This window comes from Microbispora sp. CL1-1 (assembly GCF_012034195.1).
In the GTDB taxonomy this organism is placed as follows: Bacteria; Actinomycetota; Actinomycetes; order Streptosporangiales; family Streptosporangiaceae; genus Microbispora.
In genome coordinates this window covers 146423-160626 of record NZ_JAATEK010000015.1, presented here as the reverse complement: position 1 = coordinate 160626, position 14204 = coordinate 146423, and the positions used below count along the sequence as shown (strand labels likewise).

Below are 14204 nucleotides of genomic sequence, written 5' to 3'. Positions count from 1 at the left end.
CGGAAAAGGAAAGGGCCACCCCTCCGCCGGAGGGGTGGCCCGGATATTCCGAGGCGTACGTCCGATTTATAGGTCAGACGGTAAGGCGGTATTTGACAGAAGTCACGTAGTAAATGACCGATCGACCGTTTCGGGATCCAGGATGCGCTCGATAACCATGACGGCGGCGCCGGTGACGCCCGCCCGGTCACCGAGCTCGCTCGCGCGAATGCCGAGACTCTGGGTCGCCAGTGGCAGCGAGCGGCCGTAAACCATTTCGCGTACGCCCGCCAAAAGGTGATCGCCCGCTTCGACCAGGTCGCCCCCGATCACGATCAGCGTGGGGTTGAAGAAGTTGACGATCGAGGCGAGCGCGCTGCCGACCTCTCTGCCACCCTGTCTGACAAAGCGGATGGCAAGAGAGTTGCCCTCCTTTGTCAGACGGACGACATCCCGGCCATCGGCGACGTCGAGCCCCGCGTCGCGGAGGCGGGCGGCCAGAGCCGCGCCGCCTGCCACGGCCTCCAGGCAGCCGACGTAGCCGCAGCGGCACTGCACCTGGTCGATGGTGGGTATGCGGATGTGGCCGATGTCCCCTGCGGCGCCTCGGGCCCCGCGATGCAGCCGGCGTCCGGCGATGATGCCACAGCCGATGCCGGTGCCCACCTTGACGAAGATCAGATGCTCGACCTCGGGGTGGACGGCCCAGTGCTCGCCCAGCGTCATGATGTTCACGTCGTTGTCGACGAGCACCGGGACGCCGAGCCGCTCGCCGAGCCAGCCGGGCACGGGGAAGCCGTCCCAGCCCGGCATGATCGGCGGGCTGACCGCCGTGCCGCTCGCGTGGTCCACGGGGCCGGGGAGGCCGACGCCGACGCCGCACACGTCCGACAGCGGGCGGCCGCACTCGGCGAGCAGTTCCCGGAAGGTGTCGAGAACCCAGCTCAAGGTCGGCACGGGTCCGCGGTCGATGCGCAGGTCGGCGGCACGTTCCGCCAGGACGGCCCCGCCGAGGTCGCTGGCGGCGATTCTGGCGTGGGTGACACCGAGGTCGGCGGCCAGCACGATGCGGGCCTCACGGTGGAAGGAGAAGGCGGTGGCGGGCCTGCCGCCCGATGGAGTCGTGTCCTCGGAGGGCAGGATCAGGCGCTGGTGCAGCAGAGCGTCGATCCGCTGGGACACCGCGCTTCTTGACAGACCAGTGAGCTGGACCAGCTCAGCGCGGGTACGCGCTCGCCCGTCACGGAGGATCGAGAGTAGTGCTCCCGCTCCGGTCCCACCGGGCATGCCCTGAGCCACTGGCACTCCTTACTGCTCGACGTTTCCTTATGTTTTACCCTACTCCCCTTTTGCTTGACCAAAGTCATAAGTCGTGTATACGCTCGCGGCACTATGTAGGCGGCGCACCTAAAGTTCTGACACTCTCAGACAAGGTGCCGGGCCGGGAGCGAGTTTTATGACCTGTGTTAACGGCGTGCCCGAGCCGGGAATCCAGACCCAGCGGTACGGCAATAGCCGGGCCCTTGCTCACTTCGCCTCCGCGGGTGGCCACGCCACGCGAATCCGTGAGGCTTTTCTCCCTTCCGTTCCCGCGGCGGAGTAGACCCGATGCTGACCATGACGGGCATCGGCAAGAGCTTCTTCGGCGTCCGGGTGTTGTCCGGAGTCGACCTCGCGGTCGTGCCGGGCGAGGTCCACGCGATCGTGGGGGAGAACGGGGCGGGCAAGTCCACGCTCATGAAGATCCTCGCCGGAGTGCACGCACACGACGAGGGGACGATCGAGATCGACGGCAGGCGCGTGTCGTTCGGCCATCCGCTGGACGCCCAGCGCGCCGGCGTCGCGATCATCTATCAGGAGTTCAACCTGCTGCCCGAGCGGACCGTGTCCGAGAACGTCTTCCTCGGCAGGGAACCGATGCGGCGCGGCCTGGTCGACCGGACCGCGATGGACACCGCGACCGCCCGGCTGCTCGCCGAACTGGGTGAGGACTCCTTCGGTCCCCGGCAACCGGTCAAGCGCCTGTCGGTCGCTCAGCAGCAGGTCGTGGAGATCGTCAAGGCGCTGTCGCTCGACGCCCGGATCGTCGTGATGGACGAGCCCACCGCCGCGCTCGCCGAGCACGAGGTCGAACTGCTCTACCGGCTGGTGCGGCGCCTGCAGGAGCGAGGCATCGCCGTGCTCTACATCTCTCACCGGCTTCGCGAGGTGTTCGACCTCAGCGATCACGTGACGGTCATCAAGGACGGCAAGCTGGTCACGACGGTCGCCACCGGGGACGTCACGTCCGAGGATCTGGTCCGCCTCATGGTCGGGCGCGATCTGAACGGTTACTTCCCGCCACGCTCCACCTCGGCCGGGGAGACACGGCTCCGGGTCACCGGCGGCGGCAACGACCGGCTGCACGACATCGACCTGGAGCTGCACGCGGGAGAGATCGTCGGCATCGCAGGGCTTCAGGGATCCGGCCGATCGGAGCTGGCGAAGGCCCTGTTCGGCGCCGAGCCGTTCACCCGGGGCGAGATGACGCCGGTGCGCCCGCGCTCGGTCCGCGAGGGGATCCGGGCCGGAATCGGTCTGGTGACCGAGGACCGCAAGAGCGAGGGCCTGGCCCTGCGTCAGTCGGTGCGCGACAACGCCCTGCTCGTGACCCGCGCGATGGGCCGTGGCGCTCGCCGCAGCGGGGTGCGGGACCTGCTGGAACGTGTACGGCTCAAGCCGCCCCGCGAGGAGCAGGAGGTTCGCTACCTGTCCGGCGGCAACCAGCAGAAGGTCGTGCTCGCCAAGTGGATGACCGTCGCCCCGAAGGTGCTCCTGTTCGACGAGCCCACCCGCGGGGTCGACGTGGGCGCCAAGGCGGCCATCCACGACCTGATGCGCGAGCTGGCCGAGGACGGCATGGCGATCATGATGATCTCCTCCGAGCTGCCCGAACTGATCGGCATGAGCGACCGCATCGTCGTGCTCCGGGAGGGCCGCATCGCGGGCACCCTCCCCGCGGGCTCCTCAGAGGAGGCCATCATGAGCCTGGCCGCGGGCGAGGTGTCCGCATGACCCCGAACGTGCTCGCCGGCCGCAGGGCCAGGTTCGCCGCGCTGGCGAACCCCACGAGTGTCGTCTTCCTGGCACTGGCCGGCGTGATCCTCGTGGGCTGGGCGCTGGTGGCCGTGGACGGCGGCCAGTTCCTCACATTGGAGACCATCGTCGGGATCCAGCAGCGCTCGGCGGCGCTCGGGATCGTCGCGGTGGGCCAGACGCTGGCCATCATGGCGGGATCGCTCGACCTGTCGGTCGCCTATCTGATCAGCCTCACCTCGCTGGTCGCGGCGGTGACCATGGCGGGCCAGGACTCCAACATCGTGCTCGCGGTCGTCGCCGTCATGGGAGTGAGCGCACTGGTCGGGCTGGTCAACGGCCTGATGATCAGCAAGTTGCGCGTGCACGCGTTCATCGCCACCCTCGGCGTCTCGCTGATCATCAAGGGAATCCTGAGCGACCTCTACGACGGCCCGGCCGGCCGGGTGCCGGAGTCCTTCCAGCACCTCGGCTACGACCGGCTCGGCCCCGTGCCCGTCTCGGCGTTGCTCTGGGCCGCGGTCGCCTTCGTCGCCTGGTTCCTGCTCAGACGGACCAAGTACGGCTACCGGGTGTACGCCGTCGGCGGTGACGTCGAGGTCGCCAGGTTGTCCGGCATCCGCACCGACCGGGTGATCGTCGTCACGCACGTGCTGTGCTCGCTCTGTGCCGGCATCGCGGGACTGCTGCTGGCCAGCAGGCTCGGCGCCGGAGCCCCGACCGTGGGAACCGACGGTGGATACGACCTCGAGTCGATCGCCGCCGTCGTCCTCGGCGGCACCGCGCTGGCCGGGGGCAGAGGCGGGGTCGCGGGCACCGTGGGCGGCGTGCTGCTGCTCGCCGTCCTGGACAGCGTGTTCAACCAGCTGGAAGTGAACTCCTTCTTCAAGGACGTCGTACGAGGCGTGGTGATCGTCGTCGCCGTCGCCGTTTACGCCCGGCGTACGGGCCTGGTCGGAAGGAGGCGGACGTGAAGCGTGCGCTGCCGATTCTCGCGGTGCTGGCGGTGCTGCTGGCCGCCATCGCGATCGTCAACCCGTTCTTCATCGAGCCTGCCGGGTTCCTGTCCTTCGTCAGGCGCGCCGCGCCCCTGGTCATCCTCGCCGCCGGGCAGTACCTGGTGATCGTCGCCGGCGAGTTCGACCTGTCGGTCGGATCGCTGGTCACCGTCGAGGTTGTCGTCGCCGCCCGCCTGATCGACGGGGACGAGGCGGCGACCTGGCCGGTGCTGGCCCTGCTGATCGTTCTCGGCCTGGTCGTCGGTCTGGTCAACGGCGCGGTGACGACACTCCTGCGCGTGCCCTCGTTCATCACCACGCTCGGCATGATGCTCGTGCTGTCCGGCGCGGTCTTCCTGTGGACGGGCGGCGCGCCGCGCGGCGCGCTCTCGGAAGCCTTCCGCATGTTCGGCAGGCAGACCGGATGGGCCGTGCTCATCCTCGTGGTCGTCGCCGTCGCGGCCGTGCTGCTGATGCGGGCCAACTTCGGCAGGACGCTCATCGCCATCGGCGACAACGAGCGCGCGGCCGCCCTGTCCGGCGTACGGGTCACCAGGGTGAGGATCATCGCCTTCATCCTCTCAGGCCTGTCCGCCGCGGTGGCCGGAATCCTGCTCGGCGGGTTCGCCGGAGTGTCCGCTCAGGTCGGCCAGGGGCTGGAGTTCCAGGCGATCACCGCGGTCGTCCTGGGCGGCGTCGTCCTCGGCGGTGGCCGCGGCACGGTCATCGCCGCGATAGCCGGGGCGTTCACCCTGGAGGCACTGTTCACCCTGCTGAACCTGTACGGCGTCTCCGGGGCGCTGAAGTTCACCGTGCAGGGCGTCATCCTCATCGCCGCCGTCGCGGCAGGAGCCATCCGTCTTCCCTTCCTCGATGCCCCGAAAGTTAAAGGAGACGCCCATGCGGTTTCGTAGACCGCTCATCCTCGCCGCTTCGGCTCTGACGGTGTTGGCCGTCGGCGGCTGCACCAGCGACAAGCCGAGCACCACCACGGCCGCCGACACGGGCGCGGACACGGCGCAGACCGCGGCCGCTTCGGCGGCGCCGGCCTCGGGAACCGGTGAGCAGTCCAAGTTCTTCGTCCAGGCCGACTACGACGCTCAGCTCGCGATGCGCTCGCAGACGCCGGAGGGGCCGGCGGACAAGCCCTGGGAGCAGGCCATCGCGCCGGAGATGGTCTCCACCGCCGACTACAAGAAGGACGGGCCTTACAACCTGTGCTTCTCCAACGCGGCGGTCGACAATCCCTGGCGGCAGGTCGGCTGGAAGACCATGCAGGCCGAGGTGGCGTTGCACAAGGAGATCTCCAAGCTCACCGCTCTCGACGCCGAGGGCAAGGACGACAAGCAGATCTCCGACATCTCCGAGCTGCAGGCCAAGGGCTGCGACGCGCTGATCGTCTCGCCCAACACCACGGCGACGCTCACTCCGGCCGTCAAGGCCGCCTGCGAGAAGGTCCCGGTCATCGTCTTCGACCGGGGCGTCGAGACCGACTGCCCGGTGACGTTCATCAAGCCGATCGGCGGCTACGCGTTCGGCGCCGACGCGGCCGAGTTCCTCGTGGAGAAGGTCCCGGCGGGCGGGAAGATCCTGGCGCTGCGCATCAGCCCCGGGGTGGACGTGCTGGAGACCCGCTGGTCGGCGGCGAAGGTCGCCTTCGACGCGAGCGGCCTCCAGGTCGTCGGCGTGGAGTTCACCGACGGCGACGCGGCCAAGGCCAAGGGCATCGTCAACGACTACATCCAGCGGCACGGCAAGCTCGACGGCGTCTGGATGGACTCGGGAGCCACCTCCGTGGCCGTCGCCGAGGCGTTCGAGGACGCCGGCATGCCCGTCCCGCCGATGACCGGGGAAGACCAGCAGGACTTCCTGCGCAAGTGGAAGGACGACGGTCTCACCGCCGTCGCTCCCACGTACCCCACCTACCAGTGGCGCACACCGATCATCGCCGCCCTGAAGATCCTCAAGGGTGAGGAGGTGCCGAAGGTGTGGAACCTGCCGCAGCCCAAGATCACGCAGGAGACCCTCGACCGCTACCTGCAGCCGAACATGCCGCCGCTGCACTACGCGCTGTGCGGCTGTGAGGGGATGCCGGGATTCCCCGAGCAGTGGGGCGGTAAGAAGGGGTGAGCGCTTTCCCTCTCGGAGTGAACACGTGGGTGTGGGTGTCGCCGCTGACGGACGACGATCTCGCGTCCCTCGTTCCCCGGATCGCGGCCTGGGGGTTCGACGTCATCGAGCTGCCGGTGGAGCGGCCCGGCGACTGGGATCCCCAGAAGGCCGCGGCGCTGCTGGCCGAGCACGGGCTGAAGGCGTCGGTGGTGCTGGTCATGCCGCCGGGGCGGGAGCTCGTGGCGGCCACGGCCGGGGTCGTCGAGGAGACCCAGGACTACCTGCGGCACTGCGTGGACGTGGCGGCCGTCGTGGGCTCCCCGGTGATCGGCGGGCCCGCCTACGCCTCCGTCGGCAGGACCTGGCGGATGTCGGACGACGAGCGCCGGACGGTCTACGCCGAGCTCCGGAACAACCTGGAGCCCGTGGCCGGCTACGCGGGCGAGCGAGGTGTGACGATCGCGGTGGAGCCGCTCAACCGTTACGAGACCAGTCTGCTCAACACCGTCGAGCAGGCACTCGAAGCACTGCCCGGCGGATGCGGCCTGGCGCTCGACGTCTATCACATGAACATCGAGGAGAAGGATCCGGCGCAGGCCGTACTCGCCGCGGCCGGCCGGATCGCGCACGTGCAGGTCTGCGGAACGGATCGGGGCACACCAGGCGCCGACCGCTTCGACTGGCCCGCCTTCACCCAGGCCCTGCGTGACGTGGGCTATACGGGCCCCCTCGTCATCGAGTCCTTCACCGCCCACAACCAGACGATCGCCACCGCGGCCTCCATCTGGCGGCCGCTCGCGCCGACCCAGGACTCCCTCGCCACGGACGGCCTGGCCTTCCTCAGGTCGCTGTAGCCGGAGGTCCCTGTAGCCGGAGGTCGCTGTAGCCGGCCCCGTGGTTCCCCGCCGACGGCGGGGAACCACGGGAGCCGAGCACGTACGTCACCGGGACCGCGCTGGTCGCCGGCAGCGGCCGGGGAGCGTCAGCCGCGGGTCCAGCGCTGGTTCGCGCCGCCGTTGCAGGTCCACGTCTGCACCTTGGTGCCGTTGGCCGTCTGGTTGCCGTTCACGTCCAGGCACAGGCCGGACTGGACTCCGACGATGGTGCCGGTGGAGTTGACCGTCCACTTCTGGTTGGCGCCGCCGTTGCAGTCCCAGATGCCCACCGTCCCGCCGGCCGTGGTCCGCTGGTCGAACACGTCCAGGCACTTCGTCCCGCCGAACGTGCGCAACTCCCCGGAGGAGGTGAGGGACCACTTCTGGTTGGCGCCGCCGTGGCAGTCGTAGATCTGCACGGTCGAGCCGTTGGTCGCGGCGCCGCCGGCGACGTCGAGGCAGCGCCCCGACTGGGCGCCGACGAGCGTGAAGCTCTGCGGGGCCTGCGGGGCCGCCCAGGTGCCGGTCTCCGCGTCGATGGTCCAGGAGTCGTAGAACGCGTTCATCGAGGCGGTGGAGCCGCTGATCGTGAGCGGCAGCCACACGGGCGTCGAGCTGTTGAGGTCGTTCGGGTTCCACCGGTCGCCGACGTAGAGGTACGTGGTGCCCGACGAACCCGTCACCGGCACGACGGAGGAGGTCTGGGAGTCGAACGTGCGGCTGCCGGGAGGGGCGAACGTGGTGAATCCGCTCCACGGCCCGGACAGGGAGGTCGCGGTGGCGTACGCGTTGTCGTTGGTGGACCAGCCGGTCAGGTGCGAGGCGAACAGGAAGTATCGTCCGTTCACCTTGACCATCGCCGGAGACTCCAGGTCGGCGAGCACCGCCGTCGTGCTCACCGCCTGGGTGTAGTCCGCGGAGAGCCGGTCGATGCGCAGGCCGTGGCTGCGGTCCTCGGTCAGCAGATAGGCCGTGCCGTCGTCGTCCTTGAACAGGCCCAGATCCCGGCTCTCGAATCCCAGCGGACGCGAGGAGCCGCGGTAGGTGTACGGCCCGCACGGCGTCGGGCTGGTGGCCACGCCCGCCCGCGCGTCGCTGTAGGAGGAGTTGTCGATGTGCACCCACATGACGTACTGGCCGGTCGCCGAATTGTAGATCACCTTCGGCCGTTCCACGATCCGCCCGGCGGCGAGGTCGCCGCTGCCCTGCCGGCTCAGCGCGTTGCCCACCCGGGTCCAGGTGGCCAGGTCCGTGGAGGAGTAGCAGGCGACCGCCGTGAACGTGGCGCCGGCGCTCTTGTCCTCGCCCACCATGTAGTAGGTCGAGCCGACCTTGAAGAACCCGGCGCCGTGCGCCTGCAGCCGGTTGCCCGCCGTGTCGTACCACATGACGCCGGGATGGAGCGTCACGGCGGCGGCGGACCCCGTGGCGGGCGCGAACAGCCCGGCGATCAGCAGGATGGTCGTGCCGAGGGCCGTGAACCACGCGCGGATGCGTCTCATGGGTGCCTCACCTGGGGGATGGACGGTCGGGCGTGGCCATGGGCAGAGCCGGGCGAAGCGTCGGGCGTCACGTGGTCACGGGGACGGAGTGCCGATCTTCGGCTTCGGGGCTCCCCGGACCTTAGACACGGTCCGGCAACGCGATCAAGACCCGGCCCGCCCGCCTGCCGGCCCGTGCGCGATGACCTCGGCCCCGGCCGCCCGCCGGGGCCGGACGAGCCGAAACTTTCACGAGGCGGTGTCGCTACGGCCCGTCACCCGGCCGGGTCCAGTTCGAGGCCGGCGCGTGCGGCGTAGTGCATGAACTTGAACGGGTCGAGCAGCTGGTTGCGCGCGACCATCGACTCCAGCAGGCTCTGCCGCAGGCCGGCGAGCTCGGGAGTGCCGGGATGGCTGAGCAGTCCCAGGTCGACGAGGTGCAGGGCCAGCGGATGCTCGCCGCGCCGCGCGAGCTCCCGCCCCGCCGTGGCGAAGGCCGCGGCGCTCCGGCCGCCCAGCAGGTCGAGCGCGGCCGACAGCTCGGCGGAGGTGAACTGCTCGACGCCCTCGCCGCTGTGATGCCAGTAGCCGGTACGCAGGCGATGCACCCGCTGGACGAAGGTGTCACGGCTGACCAGGTACGGCATGACCGCCGCGGGATGGTCCCGGAGGACGTCGGGCAGGTGGCCGAGCCGCAGGATCTCGGCGAGCGTCAGACCGTCCGAGATCGCAGCGATGGTGATCCGCTCCAGGTCGCGCAGTGCGGCCAGCAGGCCGGGGAACGCCTCGACGGGGAAGTTCTCGGTCAGCGCCGGATGCCCGTGGACGAGCGTGCGCGGCCGCAGGTCCATGACCGTCCGCATGGCGTCGAACAGCCCCTGCGGCGAGCCCTCCGCGAGGGTCGGCGAGCCGAGATAGGGCATGCACATGTCGCCGACGAAGGCCACGTCCAGGCCGGGGAGGTGGACGACCAGCCCGTCGTCGGTCTCCCCTCCCGCGATCGGGACGAGCGTGAAGTCCACGCCGCCGATGGTCAGCTTCTCCACGGCGTCCACCAGCAGGCCGGGGGCGACGTGGGCCTGGCGGCCGTGGCCTTGGGGCAGGTAGTAGCCCAGCGGCGGCGGGCCGGAGTTCTGCAGCGCGAGCTCGCGGGGGAAGTTCGCCTGGGCGATCACCATCGCGCCGTCGGCAGTGAGGGCGTCGAGGCCGCCGACATGGTCCAGATGGGCATGCGTGAGGATCACGTGGGTGACGGGCAGCTCGGTGACCTCGCGGAGCGCGCGGAGCGCCGCGGCCGCGTGCCCCGGCGTGCTCGCCGCGTCGACGGCGACCACACCCGTGCCGGTGACGACGAAGCCGACGTCGGCGAAGTCGTAGCCCTGCGCCACGTGGACGCCCGGAGCGTGCTCGACCAGGCGCGGGGGGACGAAACGGAACCCGTCCCCGGGATTCGCCCAGTAGCCGGTGATCAGATGACCACCCCGGGCCCGGGCTCGCGCGGCGTCCTCGGCGCGTCCGAGCAGCTCGTACGCGTGTGACAGCGCCGCGTGGACGGGCCGCATGAAGCCCGGCGGGAACTGGTCCCTGACCATGAGGACGAACTCCAGGTCCGCGACGACGGTCTCCGCGCGTCCCGCGCACCCGGGCAGGCCGGCCAGGGAGATCCCGCGGTAGTAGTGGGGGAGCCCGAGGTCCAGCTCGGTGGCGGCGTCGAGCTTGGCGATCGCCTCCTCGGCCTGGCCGTCCAGCCGGGACTGGAAGGCGCCGGCGAGCGCCAGCAGCAGCCCGTCGCCCGGCGTCCGCGACGACAGCTCCGCGAAGAACCGGAACCCCTCCGCGTCGAGGCCGGCCGCCGTGAACTGGGCGGCCAGCACGATCCTGACGCGCCGGTCGGCGTTCGGCCACGTGGCGGCCCGGGACAGCGCCGCGATCTCTTCGTTCATCGGGAACCTCCGAGGAAACCCGCCCCGCCGGGGCGCCGGATGAATGCGAGGGCGGAGGGTCGCGGCGCCCGCGCCGCCGACAAGCCCGGGTCCGACGCGCTGCGCGAGCCTGCCGGCGAACGGCGCGCTTGCGGGGGAGCGAAGGGGACCGGAGCCACGGGCGGCGGGCCGAGAGACGTGCTCGCGGCCGACCGCCGTTCACGATTGGTCATGACGCACTTCTAAAGTTCTTAGAAAAGAAAGTCAAGCGACAGCGTGATTGTTTCAAGTCGCTTGGTAGGCTGTGGTCATGCGTTCCTATGGTCAGTACTGCTCCGTGGCGAGAGCGCTCGACGTCGTCGGCGACCGGTGGACGTTGCTGATCGTGCGCGAGCTCCTGTCGCGTGGCCCGTGCCGCTACACCGACCTGCGTTCGGGGCTGCCGGGGATCGCCACCAACCTGCTGGCCGACCGCCTGCGCGAGCTGGAGGCCGCCGGTCTCGTGGAACGCGAGGACGCTCCGCCGCCGATCGCCGCCACCCTGTTCCGGCTCACCGATCGCGGCGCCGGCCTGGAGCCGGTGATCGACGCGCTCGGCCGCTGGGGCGTGCCTCTGATGCGCGACCACCGGCCCGAGGACGCCTTCCGCGGCCACTGGCTGCGGCTGCCCGTCCGGATGTTCCTCGCCGACCACGAGCCCGACCGGCCGGCGTCGTCGATCCAGATCCGCGCCGGGGACCAGTCCGTGGTGATCGACGCCGACGCCGGCCGGGTCTCGATGCGCCTGGGCGCCGACCCGGACGCCGACGCCACCGTCACCGGCCCGCCGCCCCGCGTCCTGGCCCTGCTCAGCGGCGGCCTCGGCCTCGCCGAAGCCGAGGAGCGGGGCCTGCGGGTCACGGGGTCACGTGAGGCCGTCCTGCGGGTCCTGCCCCGCGCCGGAACCGCCGCCAATGACTCCGCGCCTGCCGAGAGGGCCGCCTCGTAGCCGGGCGGGGACTGGAGAGCGGCCGCCGGCGCGCGCGATCGCGCGGACCTGACATAGAGGGCGGATCTGGCATAGAGGGCGGATCTGGCATAGAGGCAGGTGAACGCTCCCTGAGCGCGGCGGCGTTCAGGGAGTGTTTACGTTTCACCCAGGTTGACCCTCTACCCTGACCGGATGTTCGTCGATGCCGTGGAAAGGAACCGGACCCGTCTCAGGGAGGAGGCGTCACCCGCGCGGTCGCAGCCGTCGTCGTCGGCGCCGCGACAGGGATGGCTGGACGCGTTACGCGGCGTGGCCGCGCTCGTCGTGGTGTTCGAGCACTGCCTCGACGGCCTGTTTCCCGAGGTGCGCGCGGGCGCGAGCCAGTGGTTCAACTTCGGCCAATATGGCGTGCTCGTGTTCTTCCTCGTCAGCGGCTACGTGGTGCCGGTCTCGCTGGAACGGCGCGGCAGCGTCGGCGGGTTCTGGATCACCCGGGTCTTCCGCCTCTATCCCCTGTGGCTCGTCGCCGCCGCGGCCGGGACGGTGTTCGGGGCGGTGGGCGTGTACGCGACGCTGCCGGACCAGCTGGCCGACAACCCGGGCATCTCGGCCCTGGCGCACCTGACCATGCTGCAGGACCTCCTCCAGGTGGTCAGCGTCGTCAACGTGTTCTGGACGCTGTCGTACGAGATGGTCTTCTACCTGCTCGTGACCGCGCTGTTCGTGCTGGGCGCGCACCACGCGGGGGCGCCCCGTGCCGGCGGGCGCCGCGCCGGCATGCACCGGGTCGGCGCCATCGGCATGCTCGCCTTCGCGGCGGCGGCCGTCACCGTGGGCGGGCTGCTTCCGGCGGGCGCGCTGTCGAGAGGCGCGGGCACCGCCCAGGTCGTGGTGATCACGGCGGTCGTGCTGCTCGTGGCGACCGCGTCGCTGGCCTTCCGCGGACGGCTGCGCGTGTGCGGCACCGCGGCCGCCGCCGTGCTGGCTCTCGTGCTGCTCGGCGCCAACAGCCGGGTCGGGGCCTGGGAGAGCCTCGCCATCCTCGCGACCATGTTCGCCGGCACCGTGCTCTACCGGCTCGACCAGGGACAACTGCGCTGGAAGAGGAGCGGATGGGCGCTGGCGTGCGTGCCGGTGGCGTCCATCGCCGCCGCGTGGGCCTTCGGCCCCGGCTGGGGCATGCCCGACGACGAGGCGCTGGCGTTCACCTGGGGCTGGTCCACGGCGGTCGCGGCGGCCTGGGCCACCTTCTTCGCCGCCCGTTTTCTGCGGCGCCGGCGGATGCCGCGCGCGCTCGTGGGGCTCGGCCTGATCAGCTACTCGGTCTATCTGCTGCATCCCCTCGCCGTGCAGGTGCTCCGGCGGCTGACGACGGACCCGGCCCGCTTCTCCCTCACCGAACGCCTGGTCATGGGCGTCCTGCTGCTCGGGGTGGTGCTCGCCTGCTCCGCGCTGACCTACCGCGCCGTCGAGCGCCCCGCCCAGTCCCTGGGCCGTCACCTGGCCCGCAGCGTACGCTCCCGGACACTTCCGGCAGACGCCCGTACGGCGGAAACGCGTACGGCGGGCCCGGCCGGTGTCAGGCCGCCTGGACGGCCTCCCGGGCCGGGGGCGCGAGCCTGCCCGCGCCCAGCAGGACCGCCAGGAGCAGCACGGTGACCAGCGCGAACGAGGCGGGAAGCTCGGTCAGCGTGGCGATCCCGCCGATGGCGCTCGGCGCGACGAACCCCGACGCGTAGCTCACCGTGGCCGCGCCCGCGACGCCCTCGCTCGGCGACGACCCGACGTTGCCCGCCGCCGCGAACACCAGCGGGACGACCACGGCGATCCCCACGCCGATCAGCATGAACCCGGCGACCGCCGGCACCGGGGTCCGGGAGACCACGACGAGCAGCCCGCCGAGCGCCGCCAGCGCCGCGCTGCCGCGCACGGTCGCCACCGGCCCCAGCCGCCGCACCACGGCGTCGCCGCACAGCCGGCCCGCGGCCATCATGCACGCGAAGGCCGTGTACGCCGCGGCGCCCACCGCCTGCGACGCGCCCGCGACCTGGCGGAGGTAGACGGCGCACCAGTCCTGGGCGGCGCCCTCGGCGAACACCGCGCAGAAGCCCACCAGCCCGATGACGAGCACTCCGCGCTGCGGGAGCACGACATGGGGCGGGGCCGGCACGTCCTCACCCGCCCGCAGGTCGAGCAGCGGCGGTCCGGCGGCCAGGGACACGAGGAACAGCACGACCGCCATGCCGCCCAGATGGAGCCGGGCGTCGAGGCCGGCGCTCGCCGCCAGCGTGCCCACGCCGCCGCCCACGAGCGTCCCCACACTCCACATGCCGTGCAGCCCGGACATAATCGAACGGCCGAGCCGCTGCTCGACCTCCACCCCCTGGGCGTTCATCGCGACGTCGGCGATGCCGGCCACCGCGCCGAACAGCAGGAGCGCCACGCACAGCAGGGGCAGGTCCGGCGCCATCGGGGGCAGGGCGAGGAACAGGCACCACAGGCCGATCCCGGCACGGGTGACGGCCCGCACGCCGAACCGGTGCGTGAGGCGGCCCGCGGTCGACATCGCGAGGATGGACCCGGCCGCGGGCGCGAGCAGGGCGAGCCCGAGCCCGCCCGGCCCCACACCGACATGGTCCTGGACCCAGGGGATGCGGGAGGCGAAGCCGCCGGTCACCGCCCCGTGCAGGGCGAACATGACCGACACCGCGAACCTGGCCCGTCTCAGCTCCCGAAGATCCACTATGACACGGTATGCGTTCCCGGGCCGGTGCGGAAAGCGACTTCTGGGA

The 14204-nt window shown here is 71.1% G+C and carries 11 protein-coding genes; 7 read left to right on the top strand and 4 right to left on the bottom strand.

From position 1 onward, the window contains the following. Positions 1 to 102: 102 nt before the first annotated feature. Complete coding sequence (locus HCK04_RS19760; RefSeq protein ID WP_260617338.1) at positions 103 to 1161, bottom strand: ROK family protein; 1059 nt, start codon at positions 1159 to 1161, stop codon at positions 103 to 105. A 426-nt stretch (positions 1162 to 1587) separates the two neighbouring features. On the opposite strand from HCK04_RS19760, the gene HCK04_RS19755 reads away from it, so the two are divergent. From HCK04_RS19755 to HCK04_RS19735, 5 genes are read left to right on the top strand one after another with little or no spacing between them, the layout of a single operon-like run. Then, on the top strand, positions 1588 to 3033 hold the full coding sequence (locus tag HCK04_RS19755; protein ID WP_142648839.1) for a sugar ABC transporter ATP-binding protein: 1446 nt from the start codon (positions 1588 to 1590) through the stop codon (positions 3031 to 3033). Next, positions 3030 to 4028 (top strand): ABC transporter permease, encoded by a 999-nt coding sequence (locus tag HCK04_RS19750; RefSeq protein WP_142648838.1) that lies wholly within the window; start codon positions 3030 to 3032, stop codon positions 4026 to 4028. The genes HCK04_RS19755 and HCK04_RS19750 overlap by 4 nt, the downstream gene beginning before the upstream one ends. Further along, a complete protein-coding gene (locus HCK04_RS19745; RefSeq protein WP_142648837.1) occupies positions 4025 to 4966 on the top strand; it encodes an ABC transporter permease in 942 nt (313 codons plus the stop codon). Before HCK04_RS19750 ends, HCK04_RS19745 begins: the two co-directional genes overlap by 4 nt. Next, on the top strand, positions 4953 to 6182 hold the full coding sequence (locus HCK04_RS19740) for an ABC transporter substrate-binding protein (protein ID WP_142648836.1): 1230 nt from the start codon (positions 4953 to 4955) through the stop codon (positions 6180 to 6182). Before HCK04_RS19745 ends, HCK04_RS19740 begins: the two co-directional genes overlap by 14 nt. Positions 6183 to 6199: 17 nt before the next feature. Beyond that, positions 6200 to 7018 carry a sugar phosphate isomerase/epimerase family protein gene (locus HCK04_RS19735; RefSeq protein ID WP_260617337.1) on the top strand — a complete coding sequence of 273 codons (819 nt, stop codon included), beginning with the start codon at positions 6200 to 6202 and terminating at the stop codon, positions 7016 to 7018. Positions 7019 to 7146: 128 nt separating this feature from the next. Here the strand turns inward: HCK04_RS19735 and HCK04_RS42570 are convergent, their stop codons facing one another. Both HCK04_RS42570 and HCK04_RS19725 read right to left on the bottom strand, forming a co-directional pair. Next, entirely contained in the window at positions 7147 to 8541 is a 1395-nt protein-coding gene (locus HCK04_RS42570; protein ID WP_142648834.1) for a lectin, read from the bottom strand. Positions 8542 to 8795: 254 nt separating this feature from the next. Beyond that, positions 8796 to 10463, bottom strand: a complete 1668-nt coding sequence (locus tag HCK04_RS19725; RefSeq protein ID WP_142648833.1) for an MBL fold metallo-hydrolase — start codon at positions 10461 to 10463, stop codon at positions 8796 to 8798. 289 nt (positions 10464 to 10752) lie between these two features. Here HCK04_RS19725 and HCK04_RS19720 point away from each other — a divergent pair, with 289 nt between their 5' ends. Both HCK04_RS19720 and HCK04_RS19715 read left to right on the top strand, forming a co-directional pair. Continuing rightward, a complete protein-coding gene (locus tag HCK04_RS19720; RefSeq protein ID WP_142648832.1) occupies positions 10753 to 11430 on the top strand; it encodes a helix-turn-helix domain-containing protein in 678 nt (225 codons plus the stop codon). A gap of 174 nt (positions 11431 to 11604) precedes the next feature. Continuing rightward, the gene (locus tag HCK04_RS19715) at positions 11605 to 13071 is read left to right on the top strand and encodes an acyltransferase (protein WP_142648831.1); all 1467 of its coding nucleotides are present in this window, start codon (positions 11605 to 11607) and stop codon (positions 13069 to 13071) included. Here HCK04_RS19715 and HCK04_RS19710 read toward each other — a convergent pair. Beyond that, positions 12992 to 14155, bottom strand: a complete 1164-nt coding sequence (locus HCK04_RS19710) for an MFS transporter (RefSeq protein WP_260617336.1) — start codon at positions 14153 to 14155, stop codon at positions 12992 to 12994. The two genes, HCK04_RS19715 and HCK04_RS19710, sit on opposite strands and share 80 nt — an antisense overlap. Between the last annotated feature and the right edge of the window lie 49 nt (positions 14156 to 14204).